The sequence below is a fragment of the Micromonospora jinlongensis genome, from assembly GCF_013410645.1.
Lineage (GTDB): Bacteria > Actinomycetota > Actinomycetes > Mycobacteriales > Micromonosporaceae > Micromonospora > Micromonospora zamorensis.
The window spans coordinates 5,659,720-5,684,722 of the sequence record NZ_JACCHK010000001.1 but is presented as its reverse complement, the minus strand read 5'-3'; the positions used below and the strand labels follow the sequence as shown (position 1 = coordinate 5,684,722).

General features: G+C 72.2%; 22 protein-coding genes. 7 read left to right on the top strand and 15 right to left on the bottom strand.

Annotated elements, in window-relative coordinates:
• Positions 1–52 precede the first annotated feature (52 nt).
• Complete coding sequence (locus HNR22_RS25625; protein ID WP_179782497.1) at positions 53–1,528, top strand: hypothetical protein; 1,476 nt, start codon at positions 53–55, stop codon at positions 1,526–1,528.
• Between the two features lie 34 nt (positions 1,529–1,562).
• A complete protein-coding gene (locus tag HNR22_RS25620) occupies positions 1,563–2,429 on the top strand; it encodes a 3-methyladenine DNA glycosylase (protein ID WP_179782496.1) in 867 nt (288 codons plus the stop codon).
• Positions 2,430–2,444: 15 nt separating this feature from the next.
• Here the strand turns inward: HNR22_RS25620 and arfB are convergent, their stop codons facing one another.
• From arfB to HNR22_RS25585, 7 genes are all read right to left on the bottom strand, one after another.
• Positions 2,445–2,870 (bottom strand): alternative ribosome rescue aminoacyl-tRNA hydrolase ArfB, encoded by a 426-nt coding sequence (arfB, locus tag HNR22_RS25615; protein WP_099851126.1) that lies wholly within the window; start codon positions 2,868–2,870, stop codon positions 2,445–2,447.
• A gap of 34 nt (positions 2,871–2,904) precedes the next feature.
• Positions 2,905–3,201: a hypothetical protein gene (locus HNR22_RS25610; protein WP_179782495.1), complete on the bottom strand. Its 297-nt coding sequence runs from the start codon at positions 3,199–3,201 to the stop codon at positions 2,905–2,907.
• A gap of 110 nt (positions 3,202–3,311) precedes the next feature.
• Entirely contained in the window at positions 3,312–4,184 is an 873-nt protein-coding gene (locus HNR22_RS25605; protein WP_179782494.1) for a S1C family serine protease, read from the bottom strand.
• 37 nt (positions 4,185–4,221) lie between these two features.
• The gene (locus tag HNR22_RS25600; protein ID WP_179782493.1) at positions 4,222–5,181 is read right to left on the bottom strand and encodes a VWA domain-containing protein; all 960 of its coding nucleotides are present in this window, start codon (positions 5,179–5,181) and stop codon (positions 4,222–4,224) included.
• Complete coding sequence (locus tag HNR22_RS25595) at positions 5,178–6,197, bottom strand: DUF58 domain-containing protein (RefSeq protein WP_179782492.1); 1,020 nt, start codon at positions 6,195–6,197, stop codon at positions 5,178–5,180. The genes HNR22_RS25600 and HNR22_RS25595 overlap by 4 nt, the downstream gene beginning before the upstream one ends.
• Positions 6,194–7,243: an AAA family ATPase gene (locus tag HNR22_RS25590; protein ID WP_179782491.1), complete on the bottom strand. Its 1,050-nt coding sequence runs from the start codon at positions 7,241–7,243 to the stop codon at positions 6,194–6,196. The genes HNR22_RS25595 and HNR22_RS25590 overlap by 4 nt, the downstream gene beginning before the upstream one ends.
• A 275-nt stretch (positions 7,244–7,518) precedes the next feature.
• A complete protein-coding gene (locus tag HNR22_RS25585) occupies positions 7,519–8,028 on the bottom strand; it encodes a hypothetical protein (RefSeq protein WP_179782490.1) in 510 nt (169 codons plus the stop codon).
• Positions 8,029–8,367: 339 nt separating this feature from the next.
• On the opposite strand from HNR22_RS25585, the gene HNR22_RS25580 reads away from it, so the two are divergent.
• Positions 8,368–9,381, top strand: coding sequence for an endonuclease/exonuclease/phosphatase family protein (locus HNR22_RS25580; protein WP_179782489.1), 1,014 nt, complete (start codon positions 8,368–8,370; stop codon positions 9,379–9,381).
• A 42-nt stretch (positions 9,382–9,423) separates the two neighbouring features.
• On the opposite strand, the gene cimA is transcribed toward HNR22_RS25580, so the two are convergent.
• Complete coding sequence (gene cimA, locus HNR22_RS25575) at positions 9,424–11,007, bottom strand: citramalate synthase (protein WP_179782488.1); 1,584 nt, start codon at positions 11,005–11,007, stop codon at positions 9,424–9,426.
• 364 nt (positions 11,008–11,371) lie between these two features.
• On the opposite strand from cimA, the gene HNR22_RS25570 reads away from it, so the two are divergent.
• Both HNR22_RS25570 and HNR22_RS25565 read left to right on the top strand, forming a co-directional pair.
• Positions 11,372–11,830 (top strand): hypothetical protein, encoded by a 459-nt coding sequence (locus HNR22_RS25570; RefSeq protein WP_088951510.1) that lies wholly within the window; start codon positions 11,372–11,374, stop codon positions 11,828–11,830.
• A gap of 56 nt (positions 11,831–11,886) precedes the next feature.
• On the top strand, positions 11,887–12,633 hold the full coding sequence (locus HNR22_RS25565; RefSeq protein WP_343059961.1) for a tyrosine-protein phosphatase: 747 nt from the start codon (positions 11,887–11,889) through the stop codon (positions 12,631–12,633).
• A 78-nt stretch (positions 12,634–12,711) separates the two neighbouring features.
• Here HNR22_RS25565 and HNR22_RS25560 read toward each other — a convergent pair whose 3' ends face one another.
• Both HNR22_RS25560 and HNR22_RS25555 read right to left on the bottom strand, forming a co-directional pair.
• A complete protein-coding gene (locus HNR22_RS25560; RefSeq protein WP_088946555.1) occupies positions 12,712–13,809 on the bottom strand; it encodes a branched-chain amino acid aminotransferase in 1,098 nt (365 codons plus the stop codon).
• Between the two features lie 162 nt (positions 13,810–13,971).
• A complete protein-coding gene (locus tag HNR22_RS25555) occupies positions 13,972–15,003 on the bottom strand; it encodes a 3-isopropylmalate dehydrogenase (RefSeq protein WP_179782486.1) in 1,032 nt (343 codons plus the stop codon).
• A gap of 229 nt (positions 15,004–15,232) precedes the next feature.
• Here HNR22_RS25555 and HNR22_RS25550 point away from each other — a divergent pair, with 229 nt between their 5' ends.
• Together HNR22_RS25550 and HNR22_RS25545 are read left to right on the top strand one after the other, a co-directional pair.
• Positions 15,233–16,075, top strand: coding sequence for an FAD:protein FMN transferase (locus HNR22_RS25550; RefSeq protein WP_179782485.1), 843 nt, complete (start codon positions 15,233–15,235; stop codon positions 16,073–16,075).
• Positions 16,076–16,460: 385 nt separating this feature from the next.
• On the top strand, positions 16,461–16,817 hold the full coding sequence (locus HNR22_RS25545; RefSeq protein ID WP_179782484.1) for a hypothetical protein: 357 nt from the start codon (positions 16,461–16,463) through the stop codon (positions 16,815–16,817).
• 75 nt (positions 16,818–16,892) lie between these two features.
• Here the strand turns inward: HNR22_RS25545 and serA are convergent, their stop codons facing one another.
• The 5 genes from serA to HNR22_RS25520 all read right to left on the bottom strand — a co-directional run bounded on the left by serA (position 16,893) and on the right by HNR22_RS25520 (position 25,001).
• On the bottom strand, positions 16,893–18,491 hold the full coding sequence (serA, locus tag HNR22_RS25540) for a phosphoglycerate dehydrogenase (RefSeq protein ID WP_141908176.1): 1,599 nt from the start codon (positions 18,489–18,491) through the stop codon (positions 16,893–16,895).
• A gap of 462 nt (positions 18,492–18,953) precedes the next feature.
• Positions 18,954–19,967, bottom strand: a complete 1,014-nt coding sequence (ilvC, locus tag HNR22_RS25535; protein WP_088946550.1) for a ketol-acid reductoisomerase — start codon at positions 19,965–19,967, stop codon at positions 18,954–18,956.
• Positions 19,968–20,060: 93 nt separating this feature from the next.
• Positions 20,061–20,576 (bottom strand): acetolactate synthase small subunit, encoded by a 516-nt coding sequence (gene ilvN, locus HNR22_RS25530; protein ID WP_088946549.1) that lies wholly within the window; start codon positions 20,574–20,576, stop codon positions 20,061–20,063.
• Positions 20,576–22,459 (bottom strand): acetolactate synthase large subunit, encoded by a 1,884-nt coding sequence (locus HNR22_RS25525; protein ID WP_179782483.1) that lies wholly within the window; start codon positions 22,457–22,459, stop codon positions 20,576–20,578. The genes ilvN and HNR22_RS25525 overlap by 1 nt, the downstream gene beginning before the upstream one ends.
• Before the next feature lie 187 nt (positions 22,460–22,646).
• Positions 22,647–25,001: a putative bifunctional diguanylate cyclase/phosphodiesterase gene (locus HNR22_RS25520; protein WP_218908329.1), complete on the bottom strand. Its 2,355-nt coding sequence runs from the start codon at positions 24,999–25,001 to the stop codon at positions 22,647–22,649.
• Between the last annotated feature and the right edge of the window lie 2 nt (positions 25,002–25,003).

Here is a 25,003-nt window from a genome sequence, read left to right as displayed (position 1 = left end):
TACCCGCACGGAGGCAACTCGCCCCTACCGTCGGCTCCGGAGGTTCGTTCGTATGCCTGCATCGACACGACACCACAGAGCCCTCGCAGTGTTCGTACACTGCCTCGGCATCCTCGCCGCCGTGCCGGCCCTGCCGTCGGCGGCCCCGGAGGCGGCGGCCACGCCACGACCACCGGCCGCCACGCCACAACCAACGACCGCGGCGCCACGGTCATCGGCTGCGGCGCCGCCAGTCGCCGCGACGCCACGACCAGGCGCCGCACGACCACCGGCGGGGACCGCCGGGCCGACCGTCACGCAGCCACCGGTCGCGGTGGTCGCGTGGCTGACCGAGCCCACCCCGCCCTCGGCGCCACCGGCGGTGGCGCCACCCTCCCGGGCACCGGCGTCGGCGCCCCCGCAACAGGTCACGGTGGCGGTCGCACCGGAGAGCAGCCCGGCGCCGAGGTACCGGATCCAGGTGCGCAACGTGGGCAACGCGCCGGTGGACACCACGGTGCGTCAGGAGCTGCCGGCCGGCTCGTCGCCGACCGCGATCAGCGCCGGCGGCCGGTCCACCAGCGCCGGCGGGTCCAGCACGGAGGTGACCTGGCGGTTGCGGCTGCCGGCGCACAGCAGCACCACGCTGGGCACCGCGCTCGCCGCGACCGCGCCGGGCCAGCCGCTGACCGCGCCGGCCTGCGCGTTCACCGGTGACGGCAGCCGGCCGTACGACTGCGCCACGGCCACCTGGCAGGCGGCGGGAGCGCCGGCGGCCGAGGTCACCGAGGCGCCGCCCTGGCGGCGGTACCCGGTGCTGCTCGCCGGCCTGGCGGTCCTGCTGTTGGTCAGCGCCGCGCTGCTGTGGGTGTGGCGACGTCGGCGGGGGCGTCGGGTGACGGCTGCCGCCCTGGCCACCAGCGGCGGGCCGGAGGGTGATCGCGGGACGATCTATCCCCGTCCGGCAGTGCCGAGGTCGGCGAGGCGTCGGCGTACCCCGCCGGTCTGGTTGTTGGTGGGTGCCGCCGTCGTGGTGCTGGCCGGCGTCATCGGCACCGCCGGCTGGACGGCGACCCGGCAGGTCTCGGAGATCGACACGCAGAAGCAGCCGACCAGCGGCGCGTGGATGGGTAGCGGTGTCACCGGACCGGTGGGTGTGCCGCTGCGTGAGTCGGCGTTCGAGTTCACCGTGTACCGGATGTCATGTGGCGCGCCCGGCTCTGCCGCGAAGACCGACGGCGGCGGTGCGGCACCGGCCAACGGCCGACGCTGCCAGGCCACGGTGGGTGTGCGCAACGTCACCGGCGACCAGCAGCCCTGGCACGGTCAGCTGCAACGGGCGTACCTGCCCGGCGGGCGCTGGGTGAGCACCGACGAGCCGGCCACCCGGGCGGCCAACCTGGGTCGGGACATCTTCGCCGACCCGATGGCGGCGGGCACCCGGATGGTGCTCCCGCTGGTCTTCACCGTCGACGGGCGGGACCCGCCCCAGCAGCTGGAGCTGCGCAGCGGGGTGTTCTCCGCCGGCGTCCGGGTGCACATGCCCTGAGGTGTGTTCGGGCGGCGGTCGTACCCTGGGGTGCGTGACCGCCGCCCTCGCCCCCGCCGTGCTCGACGTGGCGCAGTGGCAGGCCCGCCGGCGCGCCCACGAGGAGCGCGTGGACGTCTGGCTGACGCCGCACCTGGCCCGCCGACGGAAGGGTGAGCGGCATCCGGTGGCCGACTTCCTGTTCACCTACTACTCACACCGCCCGGCCCAGCTCCGTCGCTGGCATCCGGGGGCCGGGGTCGAGCTGCGCGACGCCGACCCGGCCGAGTTCGGCCGGGACTACCGCGCCACCACCGCCGGGGTCACCCTCGACACCGATGCGGTACGGGCGCGGCGCGGCGAGTCGATCGCCTGGATCCGTTCCCTGTTGGCGGCCACCGCCGGGCGGGCACCGCACTTCGGCTGCTTCGGGATGCACGAGTGGGCGATGGTCTACCGGCAGACCCGTGAGGAGCTGCGGCACAACGCCTGGCCGCTGCGGCTGACTCCGGAGCGGACCGCCGCGGTCGTCGAGGAGCGCGGCGTACGGTGCAGCCACTTCGACGCGTTCCGGTTCTTCACGCCGCCGGCTCGACCGTTGAACCTGCTCACCCCGACCCGGGAGACGCAGCACGCACTCGAACAGCCGGGCTGCCTGCACGCCAACATGGATCTGTACAAGTGGGCGTACAAGCTGTCCCCGCTGGTCACCTCGGAACTGGTGGCCGACACGTTCGAGCTGGCCCGGGAGATCCGCACGCTGGACATGCGGGCGAGCCCGTACGACCTGGCGGCGCTGGGCTGTCCGCCGGTGCGGGTGGAGACGCCGGAGGGTCGGGCGGAGTACGCGGCGGCGCAACGTGGGTTCGCCGACCGGGCCGCTGTGCTGCGCGACCGGCTGCTCGCCGCCGTCCCGGCCTGAGCCGGGGCTGGCCGGTCAGTCGTCGTCGGCGCGGCGGTCGCGTTTGCGCTGGGACTGGCGCTTCTTCTCGGCCAGCCGGCGTTCCTTGGCCCCCCGCGACGGGCGGGTCGCCCGGCGGGCCGGCGGTGGGGGTGCGGCGGCCTCCCGCAGCAGGGCGGTCATCCGTTCGCGGGCCGCCTCCCGGTTGGCCAGTTGGGCCCGGTGCTCACTGGCGGCGATCGTCAGCACCCCGTCGACCAGGCGGTTGGCCAGCCGGGCCAGTGCCCGCGACCGCAGCCACTCGGGCACGGCCGGCGAGTTGGCCAGGTCGTAGCTCAACTCGACCCGGGAGTCTGCGGTGTTGACTCCCTGCCCACCCGGCCCGGACGAGCGGGAGAAGCGCTCCCGCAGCTCCCCGGCGGGGACGACCCACCGGTCGGTCACCCGCAGTCCGTCGTCCACGCCCCGAGGCTAACCCGCGACGACCCGCTGGGGGTCATCGGTGCGGACGCTCACTCTGCGGCGGGGACTGGCTGGGCGTCGGCCCGGCGGTTTCCTCGTCGGCGCCGACCGCCGCGTACGCCACCGCGCCGAAGAGCAGCAGCGCGATCACCGCGGCTTTCACGACGAGCCCACGGACGAGTGTCCAGGCGCCTCGACGGGCGCCCGGCACCGATTTCTTGACGGTCTGGTAATCGTTCCACCCGCGTCGTGCCCGGGCGTACGCCGACCCCACTGCACATCCGATGACCAGGCCCACCAGCAGGAGGACCGCGAGAAGAGGACGCTCCACCTCCGCCAGTATCCATACCGACCGTAATATTTCCATGGTCCGATGCTGTCCCGCCGGATATCTGACAGTGGCCGCGCTGCCACCGCCCGCCGCGAGGCTTTCCGGGCAGCTCAGCCGCCCTTGCCGATGATCGTGTCGGCGGTCTGCTGCACCTGGTCGATCGGGATGGCGAAGCCGATGCCGATCGACCCGTTTCCGTCGATGGTGGCGATGGCGGTGTTCACCCCGACCACCTCCCCGCGGGCGTTGACGAGGGGCCCACCGGAGTTGCCGGGGTTGATGGAGGCATCGGTCTGCACCGCACTGTGCCGGTTGTTGCCCAGCCGCACCTCGCGGTCCAACGCGCTGACGATGCCCGCGGTGACCGTCCCGGCCAGACCGAGCGGCGAACCGACGGCGAGGACCGGCTCACCGACCCGGGTCGCTCCCGGCTTGGCCAGGGGCAACGGGGTGAGCCCGGCCGATGCCGGCACCTTCAGCACGGCCAGGTCGCTGCGCGGCTCCCGTCCGACCACCTCGGCGGCGAACCGGCGGCCGTCGGGCAGCTCCACTGTCACCGGCCCACCGCCCCCCTTGGCCAGGATGTGGTCGTTGGTGATGAGGTGCTGCTGGTCGTCGACGGCGAAGCCCGAACCGGTCGCGGACCCGCTGGTCGTGGACCCGCCGGTCGCGCCGCCGCCGGCCAGCACCGACACCACCCCGGGCACGGTCCGCTCCGCCGCCGTGACCAGCTCGGCCGGCACCGGGGCGGCGGACGCCGCAGCCGGGCCCCCAGCCCCGTCCCGGCTGGCCACCACGCCACCGGCGAGAGCACCGGAGACGGCGGAGACCGCCACCACGGCCAGCACGGCGAGCAGCCGCCCAGGCTGTCGCCCGCCCGGTTCCCGCTCGGGTGGGTCCCACCACCCGCGCCCGTCCGGGTCGAGTTCCGGCGAGATGAACCAGGGACCACGCGGTTCGCCCAGTCCGGTCTGCACTGCCATGCGTACTCCTCACGGTCGACGTCGGTCGTGCGCGCGATCAGGGCAGCCGGGAGAACCAGCGCATCGAGCCGGCGGCGGCACCCATCGCGAACACCAGTCCGAGGCCGATGAACCGGGCCGAGACGTCCTGCCGCTCGGTGCGGTAGCCGACCGAGCTGCCGATGTCGTCGTAGACGGCTCGCAGCTCGTCGGTGGTGCTGGCCTCGTGGAACATGCCGCCGGTCTCCTCGGCGACCGCCTTGAGCGTCTGCCCGTCGACAGGCACCTGGATGGGCCGTCCGCCACGGTCCACGAACCCGGACGGTGTGCCGAACGAGATGGCGTGCACCGGCACCTCGGCCGTCACCGCCTCCGCCGCTGCCTCCATCGGGTCCATCCCGGAGGTGTTGGCGCCGTCGGAGAGCAGGATGATCCGGGCCGGCGGCGTCTCCTTCGCGGCCTCGCTGTCCAGGCTCTTGACCGCGCCGAGTGAGGTGTTGATGGCCTCGCCGATCGCGGTGCCCTGTACCCCGGTGATTCCCTCGGCGAGCCGGTCGATCCCCTCGTCGAGGGCACCCCGGTCGGTGCCGGGCGGCACCAGCACGGCGGCGCTGCCCGCGAAGGCGACGAGCCCCACGTTGAACTCGTCGGGCAGGCCCTCGACGAAGCGCCGGGCCGCCTGCTTCGCGGCGGTCAACCGGTCCGGTTCGACGTCGGTGGCGAGCATCGACGTGGACACGTCCACCGCCACCATCACCGTGGCGCGTTCCCGGGGCACCCGAACCTCGGCGCTGGGTCGGGCGAACCCGACCACGAGCAGCGCCAGCATGGCCAGGAAGAGCCCGGCCGGTACGTGCCGGCGCCAGGCGGGCCGCTCGGGCGCGACCCGGTCCAGCAACCGCAGGTTGGTGAAGCGGACCGCGTAGCGGCTGCGTCGGCGCTGCACCACCAGATACGCGACGACCAGGGCGACCACGCCGAGCAGCAGCCAGAGTCGCAGCGGCGACTGCCAGATCACGCGACACCTCCCCGTCGGTGGCCGGCTGGCGCGGCGGCCAGCCGACGTTGGGCGTGGACGTGCCGGACGATGTCCGCGCTCCAGTCCCTGTCGGTGCGCAACGGCAGGTGGGTGACCCCGCTGCGGCGCAACGCCTGGTGGACCTGATCACGTTGGGCGGCGGCGGCCTCGGCGTACCGCTCCCGCAACCGACGGTCCGAAGTGCACACCTCACGGCAGCGGCCGGTCTCCGGGTCCATCAGCGTGATCAGGCCGACGTCCGGCAACTCCAGCTCACGCGGGTCGGTCACCTCGATCGCCAGCACCTGGTGCCGGGCGGTCAGCCGACGCAGCGTCCGTTCCCAGGGCGCCTGCTTGTCGGGGTCGTCGGGCAGCCCGTCGAGGAAGTCGGACACCACCACGACCAGTCCACGCCGGTTGGCGATCCGGTGCAGCGCGTCGAGCCCGTCGGCCAGATCCGGCGGGCGGGGCTGTCCCCCGGCCGTCGACCCGGGCGCGGTGGCACGCGGGGCGGCGAGCAGCGCGCGCAGCAGAGCAAGCAGATGGGTACGTCCGGCGCGGGCCGGGAATCGGCGCACCCCGTCCGCGCGCAGCACCTGGGCACCGAGGCGGTTGCCGACGCCCGCGGTCAGGAACCCGACCGCCGCGACGGCGGCCACCGCCAACTCCCGCTTGTCCAGCTCGGCGGTGCCGAACTCCATGCTGGCGCTGCCGTCGACCAACAGCCAGGTGGTCAGCTCACGGTCGGCGTCGACCTGCCGGACGTGCGGAACGGCGGTACGGGCCGTCACCGCCCAGTCCATCCGGCGTACCTCGTCCTCGCCTGGCCGGTACTCGCGGCTGCCGGCTGGTTCACTGCCCGGTCCGGGCAGCAGGCCGCGGTACTGGCCGTGCAGCAGGCCGTTCAGTCGGCGCGTGACGGTGAGCTCCAGGCGGCGCAACCGCTGGTCGGGAGCCAGCTCGGCCAGACCGGGGTCGGCCGGCGCGGCGGCGGGTGCCACCTGCACGCGTCTCATGCGGCCGCCAGATCCGGCGCCTGCTGTGGGTGCCCGCTGGCCAGCCGGGGCGGTGGCACCGCCTCGACCAGTCGGCGCACCACACTCTCGGCCGACACCCCGTCGGCCACCGCGTCGAAGGAGAGCACCAGCCGGTGGGCGAGGACGTCGACGGCGAGTTCACGGACGTCCTCGGGCAGCACGTACTCCCGTCCCCGCAGCAGGGCCTGCGCCCGGGCTGCCGCGACCAGGCCCAGGGTGGCCCGCGGACTGGCCCCGTACGCCAGCAGCGGTGCGATCTCCGGCAGACCGAACCGGCCCGGGTCCCGGGTGGCGAGGATCAGCCGCACCACGTACTCGGCCAGCGCGTGGTGGACGAAGACCCTCTCGGCGTGGATCTGGAGGTCCCGCAGCCGTTGGGCGTCGAGCACCCGCCGTGGGCTCGGCCGGTCGGTGCTCATCCGGTAGAGGATGGCCAGTTCGTCGGCGTCGCTGGGGTAGTCGACCACCACCTTCATCAGGAAGCGGTCGCGCTGCGCCTCCGGGAGCTGGTAGACCCCCTCCGACTCGATCGGGTTCTGGGTCGCCAGCACCAGGAACGGTTCCGGGACCGGCCAGCTCCGCCCGCCGATCGAGACCTGCCGTTCGGCCATCGCCTCCAGCAGCGCCGACTGGACCTTCGCCGGGGCACGGTTGATCTCGTCGGCCAGCACCAGGTTGGCCATGATCGGGCCCAGCTCGATGTCGAAGGTCTCCTTGGAGGCCCGGTAGATCCGGGTGCCGACGATGTCGGAGGGGACCAGGTCCGGAGTGAACTGGATCCGCGAGAAGGTGCCGCCGACCACTGTGGCGAGGGTCTGGGCGGCCAGTGTCTTTGCCACGCCGGGCACCCCCTCCAGGAGACAGTGCCCGTTGGCGACCAGTGCGGTGAGCAGTCGTTCGACGAGGCGATCCTGCCCGACGATCACGCGTTTGACCTCGAAGAGGGTCTGTTCCAGCTCGGCGCCCGCAGGCTCGGGATCGACCGAGCTGGGCATGCTGGCCAGGGTGTCCGAGATGTCCGTCACGGTGCTTGCTTCCCGGGCACGTGGCCGGCAAACGTCGGATTGTGCGGGCCGGACCGGCCCGGGGTGACCCGAACGGGGATGAGCCGCGCGAAAGGGTGAAGACCGGCACGAGGCACTCGTCGACGGCCGATCGACTCGGGATCACGGAAAGCGGACCTTGCGGGAAGCCGAGGGGATCAGAGCCGGAGTCTGGCTGCCTGCGCTGGGACCGGTGGGCCGGCCGCGGACACGGTGCGGCCCCCGCGCACGTGGCGCGGGGGCCGGACGTCGATCGGTCAGGGAGTGTGGGTGAGCAGGGTGAAGCCCAGGTCGGCAGGGGTCCCGGCCGAGTTGCGGGTCTGCACGAAGACCGCGTTGGGTGTGCTCAGCCGTGGCGCGACCGAGACCTCGCCACCCGGCGGGATGCAGCAGGCGTCGGACCGGGAGATGGTGGCCAGGAAGGCACCGGCCGAGACCGTGTAGCCGAACTGCACCTCGTACTGACCGACGCCGTACTTGATCACGGTGCCGGTGCCGCGCGCCTTGGTGCCGTTGGCGTTGACGACGGTGAATACGTTGGTGGCGACCAGCGTGGTCGCCGCACCCGACTTCAGCGCGGCTTTCGCCATACGCGCCGACTCGGCGGTGACCGGCGGCTGGGAGTTCGTGCCGCGGGCCGCCGGCTGGACGGCCTCCTGCGGCGCCTTCGCCGACGGCTGGGCGACAGCGATGCCCCCACCAGCCAGGCTGAGCGCCAGGACGGCGAACGTGACCGCCGCCGCCTTACGTCGGAAAGATGTGCTCATGACAGGTCCCCCTTGTGTGACCGTGCGAATTCGGCCGACCCGCGGGGCGGGACGGATGACTGCCCATAAATAGGCGGCACGACGACGACAGGGCGGGGGCAAGTTGTTTCTCCTGCACCCAGTGAGGTTGATTTCTCAACGACCCGTAGCCCGTCTGAGCTGGTATTACTACTCAGAGTTGCGTCGTTTAGGCCAGATGGAACGTAGCATCGAAAAAAGCCGGTAGTCAATAGTTGATCTCACTTTGTCGAGCTGTCAATCAGCCGTCAAACAATTGTGAAAGATGAACGCGTTACCATTCACGAAATTGCTTCGGTGTTCTGAACTAGGATCAGCGCCATGATCGTCGACGCTCCGTCAACACCCTCTCCCACGCCCACGTCGGGGTGGCTCCGAAGCGCTCGGCTCCGCACGACGGTCTGCTGGCTGGTGGTCGCCCCGACCGCCCTCTGGGCAGCCCTCCGGCTGATCGGCCTGGACCGGGGTCCGCTGGTGCAGGCGCTCGCCTTCACGCCGTACGTCGCGGGCTTCAGCGTGCTGGCCCTGGCCCTTGCCCTCGCCCTGCGGCGCTGGTGGCCGGCGGCCCTCGCGGCAGTGGCGGCGGTGGCACTGCTCGGTGCCGTCGCACCCCGGGCGGTGGCCTCCACGCAGCCGACGGTGGCCGGGCCGACCGTCCGACTGCTCACCGCCAACCTGCTCGCCGGTGCCGGCGACGCGCGGACCCTGGTTGACCTGGTCCGGCGGTACGAGGTGGATGTGCTCACCGTGCAGGAGTTCACCCCGGACGCGCAGGCGGCCCTGGACCGGTTCGGCCTCGACGGGCTGCTGCCGCACCGTCAGCTCAACCCGGAGATCGGCACACCCGGCTCCGGGCTCTACTCGCGGTGGCCGCTCACCGACGTCGGCCTGCGGCGCAACCTCGACGGCTGGGGCTTCACCCAGGCGTACGGCACGATAGCCGTCCCCGACGCGCCCCCGGTCCGCGTGGAGTCGGCCCACCCCTCGGCGCCGTACGCGGTGGACCAGGTGGGCGCCTGGCGTGCCGACCTGAAGGGTCAACCACCGGCCACCCCGGACGGCGGCCTGCAGATCCTGGCCGGCGACTTCAACGCCACCCTCGACCACAGCCCGCTGCGGGCCCTGCTGAGCACCGGTTACGTCGACGCCGCCGACGCCACCGGAGAGGGCCTGACCGGCACCTGGGGCCCGTACGACGGTGACCTCATCCCACCGGTCACCATCGACCACGTGCTCGTCGACAGGCGCATCGCGGTCCGGTCGGTGAGGGTGCTGGCCCTACCCGGCAGCGACCACCGTCCCGTCCTAGCCACAGTCACCCTCCCCACCCGGTAACCCCCAGCGCTGCCCCACATGCAGCGCTGGGGGTGGGAGGGCTCAGACGGTGGTGGGGGCCAGGCCGTAGGTGAGGGCGTCGACCAGGGCGTGCCAGCTCGCTTCGACCACGTTGGGGTGCACACCGACGGTGGTCCAGTCCCGGCCGGTGCCGTTGGCGGTCTCCAGCAGCACCCGGGTCACCGCGCCGGTGCCGTGGCTGCCCTCCAGGATGCGCACCTTGTAGTCGGCCAGCTCGAAGTCGCGCAGCTGCGGGTAGTGCCGGGCCAGCCCGACCCGCAGCGCCTCGTCGAGCGCGTTGACCGGACCGTTGCCCTCGGCGGTGGCGATCACCCGCTCGCCGCGTACGCGGATCTTGACGGTCGCCTCGGAGACCACCGCGCCGTCCTCGCGGTGCTCGACCAGCACCCGGTACGACTCCAGAGTGAACGGTCGGGCCGGGCCGCCCTCCGGCAGCTCGGAGCGGACCAGCAACTCGAAGGAGGCGTCCGCGGCCTCGAAGGACCAGCCACCCGCCTCCAGCTCCTTGACCCGCTTGGTGACCCGGGTCAGCGCCTCCGGGCTGCTGGCCAGGTCCAGGCCGAGCTCACGGCTCTTGAGTTCGACGCTGGCCCGGCCGGCCATCTCGGTGATCAGGATCCGCATGTCGTTGCCCACCACCGACGGGTCCACGTGGTTGTAGAGCAACGGGTCGACCTTGATCGCACTCGCGTGCAGCCCCGCCTTGTGAGCGAAGGCGGCGGCCCCGGCGTACGCCTGGTGGGTGTCGGGGGCGATGTTGGCGATCTCGGCGATGGCGTGCGAGACCCGCACCATCTGCGCCAGGCAGCCCTCCGGTAGGACGGGCATGCCCAGCTTGAGTTGGAGGTTGGCGACGACCGCGAAGATGTCGGCGTTGCCGGGGCGTTCGCCGTACCCGTTGGCGGTGCCCTGGACGTGGCGGACACCCGCCTCCACGGCGGCGATCGTGTTGGCCACCGCGCAGGAGGTGTCGTTCTGCGCGTGCATGCCGAGCAGCCCGGCGTCGATCCCCAGCCTGTCGGTCAGGTCACCGATCACGGCGGTCACCTGGGACGGCAGCATGCCGCCGTTGGTGTCGCAGAGCACCATCCGCTCGGCGCCGGCGGCCAGCGCGGTCTGCACCACCGCCGCGCCGTACGCGGGGTCGTGCCGGTAGCCGTCGAAGAAGTGCTCGCCGTCGACGAAGACCCGTCGGCCCTCGCGGACGAGGTGGCCGACGGTGTCGTGGATCATCGCCAGGTTCTCCGCGCCGGTGGTGCGCAACGCGCGCTCCACGTGCCTGCTGTCGGCCTTGGCGACCAGCGCCACCGCCGGCGTCTGCGCGTCCAGCAGGGCACGCACCTGGGGGTCGTCGGCGACCGCGACACCGGCCTTGCGAGTGGCGCCGAACGCGACCAGGACGGCGTGCCGCAGGTCCAGTTCGGTGCGCGCCCGGCGGAAGAACTCGGTGTCCTTGGGCACCGCGCCCGGCCAACCCCCCTCGATGAAGCCGACCCCGAACTCGTCGAGCAGCCGGGCCACGGCCAGCTTGTCGACCACCGAGTAGGTGAGCCCTTCGCGTTGGGCGCCGTCGCGCAACGTCGTGTCGAAGACCTGGAACGTCATCAGGATCCTTTCTCGGAGCAACAAAAAGACCTCCCGCGGATGCGGGAGGTCTGCGCGCTCGGCGGAGGGGGCCGGCGCGCTAGGTCGCAATAATCAGGGCGGTGCTGGTCACGATGGCAACTCTGCCACTCCGCCCGTGGTTTTGGGAGGAACAATCCATATAGCGGGACGGTCACCCTGCGTGGTCCCCAGCGCCGGCCTGCGCACGTACGCCCCGCCGAGCCGCCGCCGCACGCGCGGCTCGGCCTCCCGCCGCACCGCGGCCTCGGCCTCCCGCCGTTTCCGGCCCCCGGCGGACGGGTAGCTCCTGCGGGGACGCACCCACCTATGCCGAGACGATCGGCGACAGTCAGGAGTGAACGGCATGGACAGGATCGATCCCCACGCCACCCACGCCGGGCCGGATCCGCTGCGCGGTGGCGACCAGGGCACGGTGCCCGGCGGCGCGCCGGCCGGCACTTTCGACCCCTGGCGCTACCGGGACCAGGCCGGCGTGGCCGACGCTGACCTGGTCGGCTACAAGGTCGAGGCCACCGACGGTGGAATCGGCAAGATCGACAGCGCCAGCCACGAGGTGGACGGCAGCTACCTGGTCGTGGACACCGGCCCCTGGATCTTCGGTAAGAAGGTGATGCTGCCGGCCGGCACCGTCAACCAGGTCGACCACGACCAGCGCACCGTTTCCGTCGACCGGACCCGCGACCAGATCAAGGCCGCCCCGGAGTACGACGAGACCAGCCACAGCGACCCGAGCTACCGGGATCAGCTGGGCGGCTACTACGACGAGACGTACGGTGCGCTTCCGCCCGGCACGGCACGCTGACGGTTCGGCCCCGACGGCCGGTGGGGCACGGACCCACCGGCCGTTACCGTGAGGGCGTGGACGCCATCGACGACAGCCGACAGATCCCCCTCCCCGCCACCTTCAACTTCCGCGACGCCGGCGGCTATCTCGGGCACGGTGGCCGACCCGTACGCCGTGGTCGGCTCTACCGCTCCGACTCGCTGCACCGCCTCACCGAACAGGACCGGGACGCGTTCGTCGCGATCGGCATCCGCACGGTCATCGACCTGCGCCGCCCCACCGAGGTGGAGCGGGACGGCCGGGTGCCGGCATACCAGGGGCTGACCTACCGGCACATCCACCCGGAGCACGACGACTGGGCGGGCGTGCCGCACGAGGAGGGCGCGAGCCTGGCCCGGTACCTCGCGGACCGGTACGCCGCCCTGGCCCGGACCGGCACCGCCGGGCTGGCCGAGGCCGTCGGGCTGATCGCCGACTCCGCCAACGCCCCGGTGGTGGTGCACTGCGTCGCCGGCAAGGACCGCACCGGCATCGTCTGCGCGCTGACGCTCGCCGTGCTCGGTGTCGACGACGCGGACATCACCGCGGACTACGCGCTCAGCAGCGAGGCGTCAGCCCGGTACAGCGCGTGGCTGGCCTCCATCAACCCGGACGGCGTGGACCTGCCGGCGCCGTTCCTGGCCTCACCCGCCGAGGCGATGCAGATCTTCCTGGACGAGCTGCGCGAGGGGCACGGCTCGGTCGAGGCGTACCTGCGGCACGCCGGTGTGACCGACGAGCAGCTCGCCGCCCTCCGCGCCCACCTGCTCGCCGACGCGTAGACCGCCGAGGTTCCGGGCGCCGTGCCGGTCCGACTGCGCCGGCCCGTCCCTCTGGACGGGCCGGCGCAGCGACGGATGTCAGAAGACCCGCTGCACCCAGCCGTGCGGGTCGGCGGCCTCGCCACGCTGGATCTCGACCAGCTGCTGACGCAGAGCCATGGTGACCCGGCCGGGCTCGCCGCCACCGATCAGGAACTCGCCGTCCGGGAAGCGGACCCCGCCGATCGGGGTGACCACCGCGGCGGTGCCGCAGGCGAACACCTCCTTCAGGCGTCCGCTGGCGGCGTCGGCCTGCCAGTCGGCGAAGCTGACCGGCCGCTCCTCGACCTGATGCCCGGCCGCCCCGGCCAGCGCGAGAATGGCGTCGCGGGTGATGCCCGGCAGGATCGTGCCGGTCAACGGTGGGGTCACCACCGTCCCGTCGTCGTAGACGAAGAAGACGTTCATGCCTCCCAGTTCGTCGACGAACCGGCGCTCCACCGCGTCCAGGAAGACGACCTGGTCGCAGCCGGCCTCGATGGCCTCGGCCTGGGCCGCCAGCGACGCGGCATAGTTGCCGCCGCACTTCGCCGCGCCGGTGCCGCCGGGCGCGGCCCGGGTGTAGTCCGGGGAGACCCAGACGGTGACCGGCTTGACGCCACCGGTGAAGTACGCGCCGACCGGTGAGGCGATCACCATGTAGAGGTACTCGTTGGCCGGGCGGACGCCGAGGAAGACCTCGCTGGCGAACATGAACGGCCGCAGGTAGAGGCTGCCGTGCTCGTCGGTGGGGATCCACTCCCGGTCGATCTCGATGAGCTTGTGCAGCGAGTCGACGAACACCTCGGGCGGCAGCACCGGCATCGCCATCCGCTGCGCCGACGTGGCGAAGCGTGCGGCGTTGGCGTCCGGCCGGAACATCGTCACGCCACCGTCGGCCGTCCGGTACGCCTTCAACCCCTCGAAGATCTCCTGCGCGTAGTGCAGCACCGCACTGGCCGGGTCCATCGGGATCGGGGCCCGCGCCTCGACCCGGGCGTCGTACCAGCCCTTGCCGTCGGCGTAACGCACCGTGACCATGTGGTCGGTGAAGACGCGGCCGAATCCGGGGTTGGCCAGCAGGGCGGCCCGGTCGGCGGCGGATACCGGTGCGGGATTCGGACGGATCTCGAAGTCGAGCTTGTCACCACCGCTCATCGCGCTGACCTCCCTGCGGGACAACGGCATGCGGAATCGCACACCGACTTGGCTGTGCCAGAAACTTACCCCGAACGGTCGTTCAGCGGGTAGCGCCGCTCGGGCGAGACAGGGCGGCCCGGCCGGGCCGAGGCCGGGCCGGTCGCTGGTGGGCCGGGTCGGTCAGGCTACGGCGTGGGCGGCGAGCCGGTCGCCGACCTCTTCGGTACGCAGCGTCACGCCCGGAGTGCGGCTGGCCAGTTCGACGGCGACCGACGCGTTGACCCGGGCCGCGGCCTCGGCGTGCCCGAGCTGCTCCAGCAGCAATGCGGCGGAGAGCACAGCGGCGACCGGGTCGGCGATGCCCTGCCCGGCGATGTCCGGCGCCGAGCCGTGTACCGGCTCGAACATCGAGGGGTACGTCCCCTCGGGGTTGATGCAGCCACTGGCGGCCAACCCGATCCCACCGGTGACGGCGGCGGCGATGTCGGTGAGGATGTCGCCGAAGAGGTTGTCGGTGACCACGACGTCGTAGCGCTGGGGCTGGGTGACCAGGAACATGGCCGCCGCGTCGACGTGCTGGTATTCGGTGGCGATGTCCGGGTGCTCGGCGGCGACCACGTCGAAGGTGCGCGACCAGAGCGACCCGGCGTGGGTGAGCACGTTGGTCTTGTGCACCAGGGTGACCTTGCGCCGCTCGCGGCGGCCGGCGCGCGCGAACGCGTCGCGGATCACCCGCTCCACGCCGTGCCGGGTGTTCAGGCTCTCCTCGGTGGCGACCTCGGCGGGGGTGTCCCGGTGCAGGGAACCACCGGCCCCGGCGTAGAGACCCTCGGTGCCCTCGCGCACCACCACCAGGTCCACCTCGCCCGGCTTGACGTTGCCAAGCGGGCCGGCGACCCCGGGCCAGAGCCGGGACGGGCGCAGGTTGACGTACTGGTCGAAGGCGAACCGCAGCTTGAGCAGCAGCCCTCGCTCGAGCACCCCCGGCGGAACCGTCGGGTCACCGACCGCGCCGAGCAGGATGGCGTCGTGCCCGGCCAGCTCGGTCAGCACGGAGTCGGGCAGCACCTCTCCGGTACGGTGCCAGCGGGCGGCGCCGAGGTCGTACTCGGTGGCCTGCACGCCGGGCAGCACCGCGTCGAGCACCTTGCGGGCCTGCGCGACCACCTCGGGCCCGATACCGTCCCCGGCAACCACCGCGATCCGCGCCACGACCGCACTCCTCTGCTCAACGGTTCTCCTCCGGGCAACGGTACGTCGGTGTCCCGCCTCCCGGTACGCGCCTTCCAATATTCGGGACGCGCGGATGCACAGCACCCTCTCAGCTGAGACTCATGGGGCGGTCATGTCCGCTGCATACCGTGGTGGTCAGCGGGTCACGGGGGCCTGCCGACCATCGGCGTCGCGACGACGCGACGCCAAGCGCGAGGGGGTAGATGCGATGCGCATCGACGAGCAGCCGCGGACCCGCTGGCCGGACCCGTCCACGTTCCGCAACCGCCGGCCGGACCTCCGACTCGGCAGCCGCCGACACCGCATCGACCCGGCCGCCGCCACCGATGGCCGGATCGCGGTGCAGCACACCGTTCGCACCGCGACCGCCGAATACACCCTCCTGCTCAACGCCCCCGCGTGGCTCGGCCGCCGCGGCGTCGGCGAGGCACTGCGGGACAGCGTGGCGGAGCTGCGCGCCATCGACCTCACCTACGGTCCCAACCGGCCGGAGAGCCTGGTCTCCCGCCTGCGCAGGGGCGAGATCAGCCCCGACTCGTACCCGCCACTCGCCGACCTGGTGGACCGCTGCACGGCCATGCGCGCCGCCACCGACGGGTGGTTCGACGCCTGGGCGGTGCCCGGCGGCTTCGACCCGGGCGGTCTGCTCGGCGGCTGGGCAGTCGAACGCGCCGCCGAGCGGCTTCGTGCCGCCGGCATCCACGACTACGCCGTCCTCACCGGCGCCGACCTCGTCGTCCGCGGCCACGCGCCGCACGGTGGGCCCTGGCGGGTCGCGGTGCACCACCCCACCGCACCCGAGCGCGCCCCACTGGTGTTGGAGATGACCGCCGGAGCGGTCGGCACCTCAGGGGTGACCGGGCGGCAGGGGCACGTGGTGGACCCGCACACCGGTGAGCCGGCCGACCAGCTCGTCGCCGCCACCGTCGTGGGCCCCAACCTCACCATCGCCGACGCCTACGCCACCGCGCTCTACGCGGCCGGCCCCACCGGCCTGTCGTGGTTCCGTGGCAACTCCGACTATCGCGCGCTGTTCGCACACCGACGCTGAGAAGAACGTCGTCGCAGCGAGCCCGTCTCCCCGCAGCGCTCGGGCCCGATTCGCACCTCGACCGCTCACCGGCGGCCGGCCGGGCCGATGCGATCGGCCCCCACGGTCTCGGCAACGACCGTGGGGGCCGGTCAGCGACGAGTGCGCGTGGCTCGCACAATCGAGGGGTGCGGACCGGTCGGGCCGGACGTCGACCGCGCCACCCGAAGACGGGCCGGCGCCTCGAACTCGGCCAGTGACCGCAGACGTACGCTAGCGAATCGACGCAACTCGACGCAAGAGTCTCCACAGCGGACCGTCGTGACCGGAGACCGCGGTGTCCGGTGGTTGACCCGGCGGCGAGGCAGTTTCGACATGGTGAACGACGGATGGCACGCTGTCCGCCGTGAGTTTCGATCTGAGCGTGTGGGCCCTGGAGGACGGGGCGACGCCCGAGGACGTACGGACAGCGGTCGACGGTTGCCGACAGGGGCGACACGTGGACCGTTACCCGGACCCGAGGGTGGTCAGCTTCTACCGGGCCATCACCGCCTCCTATCCGGACCGCCACCCCGGCCCGAACAGCCCGTGGGCGGTGGCGCCACTGCACGCCGCCCACGATCACGTCGAGCTGAACCTGCACCCGACCTGCGCGGACCAGGTGCTGCTGGACATCGAACGGCTGGCCGGTGAAAACGGGCTGATGCTCTTCGACCCGCAGGACGGCTCGGTCTACCCGCCCCCGGCCCGGCTGCCCGGCTGACCTGACCGGCGGCACGGACGGGAAGTGACGAGGGGCCCGGCGAATCGCCAGGCCCCCCGCAGTGTTTGTCGTCTACTACTCGTCGCGCAGATCGGCGGCGCTGGCCGACGTGGCACCGATCGAGTCGGCGGCCGAGGTCAGCAGGTCCGCGCCGAGCGCCTGGTCGACGGTGAGCGTCATCAGGGTCTCACCGCCCGCCTCGCGTCGAGCCACCTGCATGGCGGCGATGTTGATGCCCGACTCGCCGAGCAGGGTGCCGACGGTGCCGACGACGCCGGGTCGGTCGGCGTAGCGCAGGAAGAGCAGGATGCCCTCCGCGCCGATCTCCACGTCGAAGCCGTCCACCTCGGTCAGCTTGAGGACGTCCCGAGCACCGGAGTGGGTGACCGTGCCGGAGACACTGACCGTACGTCCATCCGGCAGCGCGCCACGCACCGTCACCAACGTGGGCTGCTCGGCCGTCTCGGCCAGGGTCGCCAGGGTGACCTCGACGCCACGCTCGGCCGCCAGGTGCGGGGCGTTGACGTAGGTGACCTGCTCCTCGACCACCGAGCTGAACAGGCCCTTGGTGGCGGCGAGCTTGAGCACCGACACGTCGTGGCTGACGATCTCGCCACGCACCTCGACAGTGACGCTGGCGGCAACCCCACCGGCGACAGCGGTGAACGCCCGGCCCAGCTTCTCGGCCAGCGGCAGCAGCGGCCGGACGTCCTCGGCGACCACGCCGCCGGCCTGCACGTTGACCGCGTCCGGGACGAACTCGCCCTGCAACGCCAGCTTGACGCTCCTGGCCACGGCGAGACCCGCCTTGTCCTGCGCCTCGTGGGTGGAGGCGCCCAGGTGCGGGGTGGCCACCACGTTGTCGAAGGCGAACAGCGGCGACGAGGTGCACGGCTCCTTGCTGTACACGTCGACACCGGCGCCGGCGACCCGCCCCTCGGCGATCGCGTTCGCGAGCGCCTGCTCGTCGACCAGCCCGCCACGGGCGGCGTTGACGATCCGAACGCCGGGCTTGACGATCGCCAGCTCCTTCTCACCGATCAGCCCCACCGTCTCCGGCGTCTTGGGCAGGTGGATGGAGATGAAGTCGCTCTCCCGCAGCAGCTCCTCCAGGCCGACCAGCCGTACGCCGAGCTGCGCCGCGCGGGCCGGCTGGATGTACGGGTCGTACGCGATCAGCCGGGTGCCGAACGCGGCGATGCGCTGCGCGAAGAGCACCCCGATGCGACCGAGCCCCACCACGCCGACGGTCTTGCCCTGCACCTCGACGCCGGTGTACTTCGACCGCTTCCACTCCCCCGCCTTGAGCGCGGAGCTGGCGCTCGCGGTGTTACGCGCGACGGCCAGCAGCAGCGCGACGGCCTGCTCGGCGGCGGAGACGATGTTGGAGGTGGGCGCGTTGACGACCATGACGCCCCGGGCGGTGGCGGCCGGCACCTCAACGTTGTCCAGCCCGACGCCCGCCCGGGCGACCACCTTGAGACGCGGCGCGGCGGCAACCGCCTCGGCGTCGATCTGGGTCGCGCTGCGCACGATGACGGCGTCGGCCTCGGAGAGCGCCGCGAGCAGGGCCGGACGGTCGGTGCCGTCGACGTGACGGACGTCGAAGTCGTGGGCGAGCACCTCGATGGCGGCGGGGGCGAGTTCTTCGGCGATCAGTACGACAGGATTCATCGGTCCTCGTAGAGGTCGTGTTTGCGATCGGCCCGGGCGGCGGGGCGCCGCACTGCGCCCTGCGCTGATCCGTGCCGTGGCCGTCAGGTGCCGGCTGCTGCACCTACCCGCGATCGTAGGGGCCTTGCTGCCCGGCATGTTCCGGTCTTCGGGGTGAGGGCTCTCACACGCCCGGTCGGGCGCTGGACATCGACCGTTCACCGGGCCGAAACGGTCCCGGCAAACAAGACGCCCCACCCGCACCGGTGCGGTGCGCGCCCGCGCCCGCGCCCGCTGGCGCCATGATCCGCGCAACATCAGGGAAACTGCTGCCTCGAAGCAGCCTGAGGGCGCAACATCCCTGATGTTGCGCGGATCACGGAGGGCGTCGAACGCGTCGAGGGGTGGGCGGCACATGGTCCGACGGCCCCGGGCGGCGCTGGGGAGAGCGCCGGCCCGGGGCCGTCGGCGGAGCGGGACGGGTCAGGCGGTCTCGGTGATCGGGCGGTCGACCCAGCTCATCATGCCGCGCAGCTTCTTGCCGGTCTCCTCGATCGGGTGCGCCGCACCCTCGGCCTGCCACTTGGTGAAGTTGGGCCGGCCGGCCTCGTCCTCGGCGACCCACTCGCGGGCGAACTCGCCGGACTGGATCTCGCCCAGGATCTTGCGCATCTCGTCCTTGACCCGGGAGTCGATGATGCGCGAGCCGCGGGAGAGGTCGCCGTACTCGGCGGTGTCGGAGATGCTGTAGCGCATCTTCGCGATGCCGCCCTCGTACATGAGGTCGACGATCAGCTTCAGCTCGTGCAGGCACTCGAAGTAGGCGACCTCCGGGGCGTAACCCGCCTCGGTGAGCACCTCGAAGCCGGTCTGCACCAGTGCGGAGGCACCGCCGCAGAGCACCGCCTGCTCGCCGAAGAGGTCGGTCTCGGTCTCCTCGGTGAAGGTGGTCTTGATCGCGCCGGCTCGGGTGCCACCGATGCCCTTGGCGTACGCGAGGGCGAGGGCGAACGCGTTGCCGCTGGCGTCCTGCTCGACGGCGACGAGGCAGGGCACGCCCTTGCCGTCGGCGTACTGGCGGCGAACCAGGTGGCCGGGGCCCTTCGGCGCGACCATCGCCACGTCCACCTCGGCCGGCGGCGTGATCAGGCCGTACCGGATGTTGAAGCCGTGGCCGAAGAAGATGGCCTTGCCCGGGGCGAGGTTCGGGGCGATCGACTCCGAGTAGATGGAACGCTGGGCGGTGTCCGGTGCGAGCACCATGATCACGTCGGCCTCGGCGGAGGCCTGCGCCGGCGTGAGGACCCGGAAGCCCTGCTCCTCGGCCTTGGGACGGCTCTTCGAGCCCTCCGGCAGACCGATCACCACGTCGACGCCCGAGTCACGCAGCGACAGCGCGTGGGCGTGACCCTGGCTGCCGTAGCCGATCACCGCGACCTTCCTGGCCTGGATCAGGCCGAGGTCGGCATCGTCGTCGTAGAACACCTCAACGCTCATGAGAACTTCCCTTTCGTACGACGGCCGGGGCGGCCCGTCGTGGTCTGTGTTGATGGGGTCCGGGGCAGCCCGCCAGGGCCGACCGGGTGGCGGTCAGGCGGCCCGCAGCGCGGGACCGGCGGTGATCGAACGCGAGCCGCGCCCGATCGCCACCAGCCCGGACTGGACCATCTCCTTGATGCCGAAGGCTTCGAGGTCGCGCAGCAGCGCGTCGAGCTTGTCCGGAGTGCCGGTGGCCTCGATGGTCAGCGTGTCCGGTGCGACGTCGACGACCCGGGCGCGGAACAGGTTGACGGTCTCCAGCACCTGGGACCTCGCGGACCTGTCGGCGCGGACCTTCACCAGCAGCAACTCGCGGGCGACCGAGACCTGGGGATCCAGCTCGACGATCTTCAGCACGTTGACCAGCTTGTTCAGCTGCTTGGTGACCTGCTCCAGCGGGGACGACTCCGCGTTGACCACGATGGTGATCCGGGAGACGTCCGGGTTCTCGGTCTCACCCACGGCGAGACTGTCGATGTTGAACCCGCGCCGGGAGAACAGGCCGGAGACCCGGGCGAGCACGCCCGGCTTGTTCTCCACGAGCACGGACAGAGTGTGCATCGTCATTAAATGTCATCCTCGTCGAAGGTCGGGCGGACGCCGCGGGCGAACATGATCTCGTCGTTGCTGGTGCCGGCGGCGACCATCGGCCAGACCATCGCGTCCTTGCCGACCACGAAGTCGATCACCACCGGCGCATCGTTGATCTCCATGGCGGCGGCGATGGTCTTGTCCACGTCGGCCGCGTTCTCGCAGCGCAGACCCACGCAGCCCAGTGCCTCGGCGAGCTTGACGAAGTCGGGGATGCGGTGCTTGTGGGTGCCGAGCTCGGTGTTGGAGTAGCGCTCGTTGTAGAACAGCGTCTGCCACTGCCGGACCATGCCGAGGTTGCCGTTGTTGATGACGGCGATCTTGACCGGGATGCCCTCCAACGCGCAGGTGGCCAGTTCCTGGTTGGTCATCTGGAAGCAGCCGTCACCGTCCACCGCCCAGACCACCGTGTCCGGCTTGCCGACCTTGGCGCCCATCGCCGCCGGCACCGCGTAGCCCATCGTGCCGAGACCGCCGGAGTTCAACCAGGTGTACGGCTTCTCGTAGGAGATGAACTGGGACGCCCACATCTGGTGCTGGCCCACCCCGGCCACGAAGATCGCGTCGGAGCCGACGATCTCGCCCAGGCGCTTGATCACGTACTGCGGGGAGAGCGTGCCGTCGGACGGCTCGTCGTAGCCCAGCGGGTAGCGGTTGCGCAGGTCGTCCAGCTGGGTCCACCAGTCACCCAGGTCGGTGCTGCGACCCGCCGACCGCTCGACGGTCACCGCGGCGATCAGCTCGTCGATGACGTGCTTGGCGTCGCCGACGATCGGCACGTCCACGTGCCGGTTCTTGCCGATCTCGGCGGGGTCGATGTCCGCGTGCACCACCGTCGCGTCCGGGGCGAACGAGTCCAGCTTGCCGGTGACCCGGTCGTCGAACCGGGCACCCAGCGCGACGATCAGATCCGCCTTCTGCAGGCCGTAGACAGCGGCGACAGTGCCGTGCATGCCGGGCATCCCCAGGTGCTGCTGATGCGAGTCGGGGAACGCGCCGAGCGCCATCAGCGTGGTGACGACCGGGATGCCGGTCAGCTCGGCCAGCCGGCGCAGCCCGTCGGTGGCACCGGCCTTGAGCACACCACCGCCCACGTAGAGCACCGGCCGGCGGGCGCCCGTGATCAGCCGCGCCGCCTCCCGGATCTGCTTGCCGTGCGGGTGCAGGGTGGGGCGGTAGCCGGGCAGGTCCAGGGTCGGCGGCCAACTGAAGGTGGTCGACGCCTGGAGCACGTCCTTGGGGATGTCGACCAGCACCGGGCCGGGTCGCCCGGTGCTGGCCAGGTGGAACGCCTCGGCCAGCACCCGGGGGATCTCCTCGGCGTTCTGGACGAGGAAGTTGTGCTTGGTGATCGGCAGGGTGATGCCCTGGATGTCGGCCTCCTGGAAGCCGTCGGTGCCGATCAACGGGCTGGCCACCTGCCCGGTGATCGCCACCATCGCCACCGAGTCCATGTACGCGTCGGCGATCGGGGTGACCAGGTTCGTCGCGCCTGGGCCGGAGGTGGCCATGCAGACGCCGACCTTGCCGGTGGCCTGCGCGTACCCGGTCGCCGCGTGTCCGGCACCCTGCTCGTGCCGCACCAGGATGTGCCGGACGGTGGAGTCGTAGAGCGGGTCGTACGCCGGCAGGATCGCGCCGCCCGGGATGCCGAAGACGACGTCGACGTCGAGCGCCTCAAGCGACCGCACGAGCGAGCCGGCCCCGGAGACCTGGGCCGAGGCGGAGGGTCGTACCGCCGGGACGGCCGGGGTGGCCGCGGTGCGTGCGGCGGCCGGGTCGACGTCGACTGCGGGGTCGGCGGACGCGCGGGCCCGGCGGGCGGTGTGGGCGAGGGTCTCGGGCGTGGGTCTCGTCATGACGGTTCTGGCCTTCGGCTGGAGTGGCTGGTGGCTAGTCAAGCGATGCGACACGGGCGGGGCTCGCGTCGCCAGGTTCCGATGGCAATAAAAACGGCCCTCGTGCAGATGCACGGGGCCAGCGCACTCTCATGAGGGAGAGTGCGCTCAGGTAAGTACTCGCAGCGACCGGTACGACGACATGCGGCTAAGCCTGACGCATCTCACGCGATGAGTCAACTGATCCCACATGTTGGTTAACGGACGTCGGCGCGTCGGTCGGCGGCGCGCCATCGGCAGGTGGGGTGAGCTGCCCTGACCCGCCCGAATTCCGGCGTGGTATGGGCAGCGGAGCAGGCCGCGCACCGGGTGAGGTCGCCGCCTCCAGCATCGCCTCCAGGTGCTCGGCCGGCACTCCCCAGCCGAAGAGCGCGCCCTGGCCGAACCGGCATCCGGCGGCCACCACGGCGGCCAGCTCGGTGGGCGTCGTCACCCCCTCGGCGATCACCTCCAGCCCCAGCTGGTGGCCCAGTCGCATGACGATGTCGACCATCGGCGCGAACGCCGGACCGTCCTGGTCGACCGGGCGGACCGGCTCGTGCTCGGCGACGAGGCTGTGATCGATCTTCAGGATGTCGATCGGGAGCCGGCGCAACTGCCCCAGCGAGGAGTAGCCGGCCCCGAAGTCGTCCAGCGCGATCCGGACACCGGTCAACCGCAGCGCGGTCAGCCGCCGGATCAGCTCGTCGAGGTCGGTGGCGACCGCGTGCTCGGTGACCTCCAGCACCAGCCGCTGCGGCGGCACGTGGTGGGCGCGCAGCGCCTCGGCGACCTGGACCACGTACTCCGGGGCGTGCAGCTCACGCGGGGAGACGTTGACCGACACCCACACGTCGTGCCCGTCGGCCAGCCACCGGGAGAGCTGGTAGCAGGCCTGGTGCAGCACCCAGGCGCCGAGCGGAGCGATCATCCCGCACTCCTCGGCGAGCGGGATGAACTCGTCCGGACGGACGTTGCCCAGCTCGGGGTGGTGCCAGCGGAGCAGCGCCTCGGCGCCGACCGGTCGCACCGACGGCAGCGACGCCACCGGCTGGAAAGCCAACCGCAGCTCGTCACGGTCGATGGCGCCGCGCAGCTCGTGCTCCACCGCGGTCCGCCGACGCAACAGCTGGTCGTACGCCGCGTCGTAGCGCTCGATCCGGTTCTTGCCGCGTTGCTTGGCGTAGCGCAGCGCCAGGTCGGCGTGGCGCAGCAGCAGCTCCACGTCTCCCTCGCCGGCCGACCCGGCCACGCCGATGCTGACCGACAGGAAGACCGGCCCCTCCGGCTCGTCGTACGGCCGGTTGAGCACCCCGAGCAACCGTTCGGCGACCCGGTCCGCCTCGGCCGGCCGGCCCTGCATGAGGACGGCGAACTCGTCGCCGCCCAACCGGGCGGCCACGTCGCCGGGGCGCAGGTTGCCGCGCAGTCGCCGGCCCACCTCGGCCAGCACGGCGTCGCCCACGTCGTGACCGCGCATGTCGTTGACGTTCTTGAAGCCGTCCAGGTCGAGGCCGAGCAGGACGCGCGGGGTGCCCGTCGCGACGCTGTCGTGCAGTGCGCGGAGCAGACCGCGCCGGTTGGCCAACGACGTCAACGGGTCGGTGTGCGCCAGCTCGCGGAAGTGCGCCTCCCGCTCGGCCAGGCGGTCCGCGTACCCCCGGACGTCGCGGAGGGTGAGGTATTGCCGTGCCACCAGGGCGAAGCCCTCCACGCTGCCGGCCACGATGCCCGCCGCCGTGAACCGGCCGTCCTGGGCGAGGTGGTACATCGCCGACGCGGCCATCGCCAACATCGGGGCGATGGCGTACTCGCCGTCGCGACCGATCAGGTCCAGATCGACCTGCCCGGGCCGGTCCGCCCGGTACACCGAGAGCGCGACGGCCAGCAGACCGGCGGCGAGCACCGCAGCACCGGTCAGCGCCATCGTCGGCCCGGCCTGGCAGAGCCCGGCGCTCAGGCCGAGGCCACCGCAGGTCACCGCGGTGATGCCGGAACCCAGCGCGGCGAGCCGTCGACGGGGGGTCGCGGCCCGGAAGACCACGATCACGGCGAGCCCGGCACCGAGGGCGGCGCTCACCGTGGCCACCAGGATCGCCGGGCAGGCCATCGGGGTGGCGGCGCCGAGCAGCCGGGTGGGCTCGGAGAAGAGCACCCAGCCGACGAACCACAGCGCGGCGGCCATGACCAACCCGTCCAGGGCGAGCCGGGCCGTTCCCGACGCGGTGGCCGCCACCCCGGGCAGCCGGAGCAGACCGGCGGCGAAGGCCAGCCCGCTCAGCGCCGCGCCGATCGCCACCACTGTCGCCCAGCCCGTACGCTGCCCCTGCTCGTGGGCCCAGTGGTCGTTCGCGCTGAGCACGGCGACGACCCCGGCCAGCAGACTGAGCAGCGCGACCCCGGCGGCCGCGGCGAGCAGCACGTGTGCGGGCCGGCGCGGCCCGGTACGCCGCCAGGCGACGACGGTCAGCAGCACGGCGGCCACGGCGGCGGCGAGCCCGCTGAGCGCCGCCACAGCGACCATGC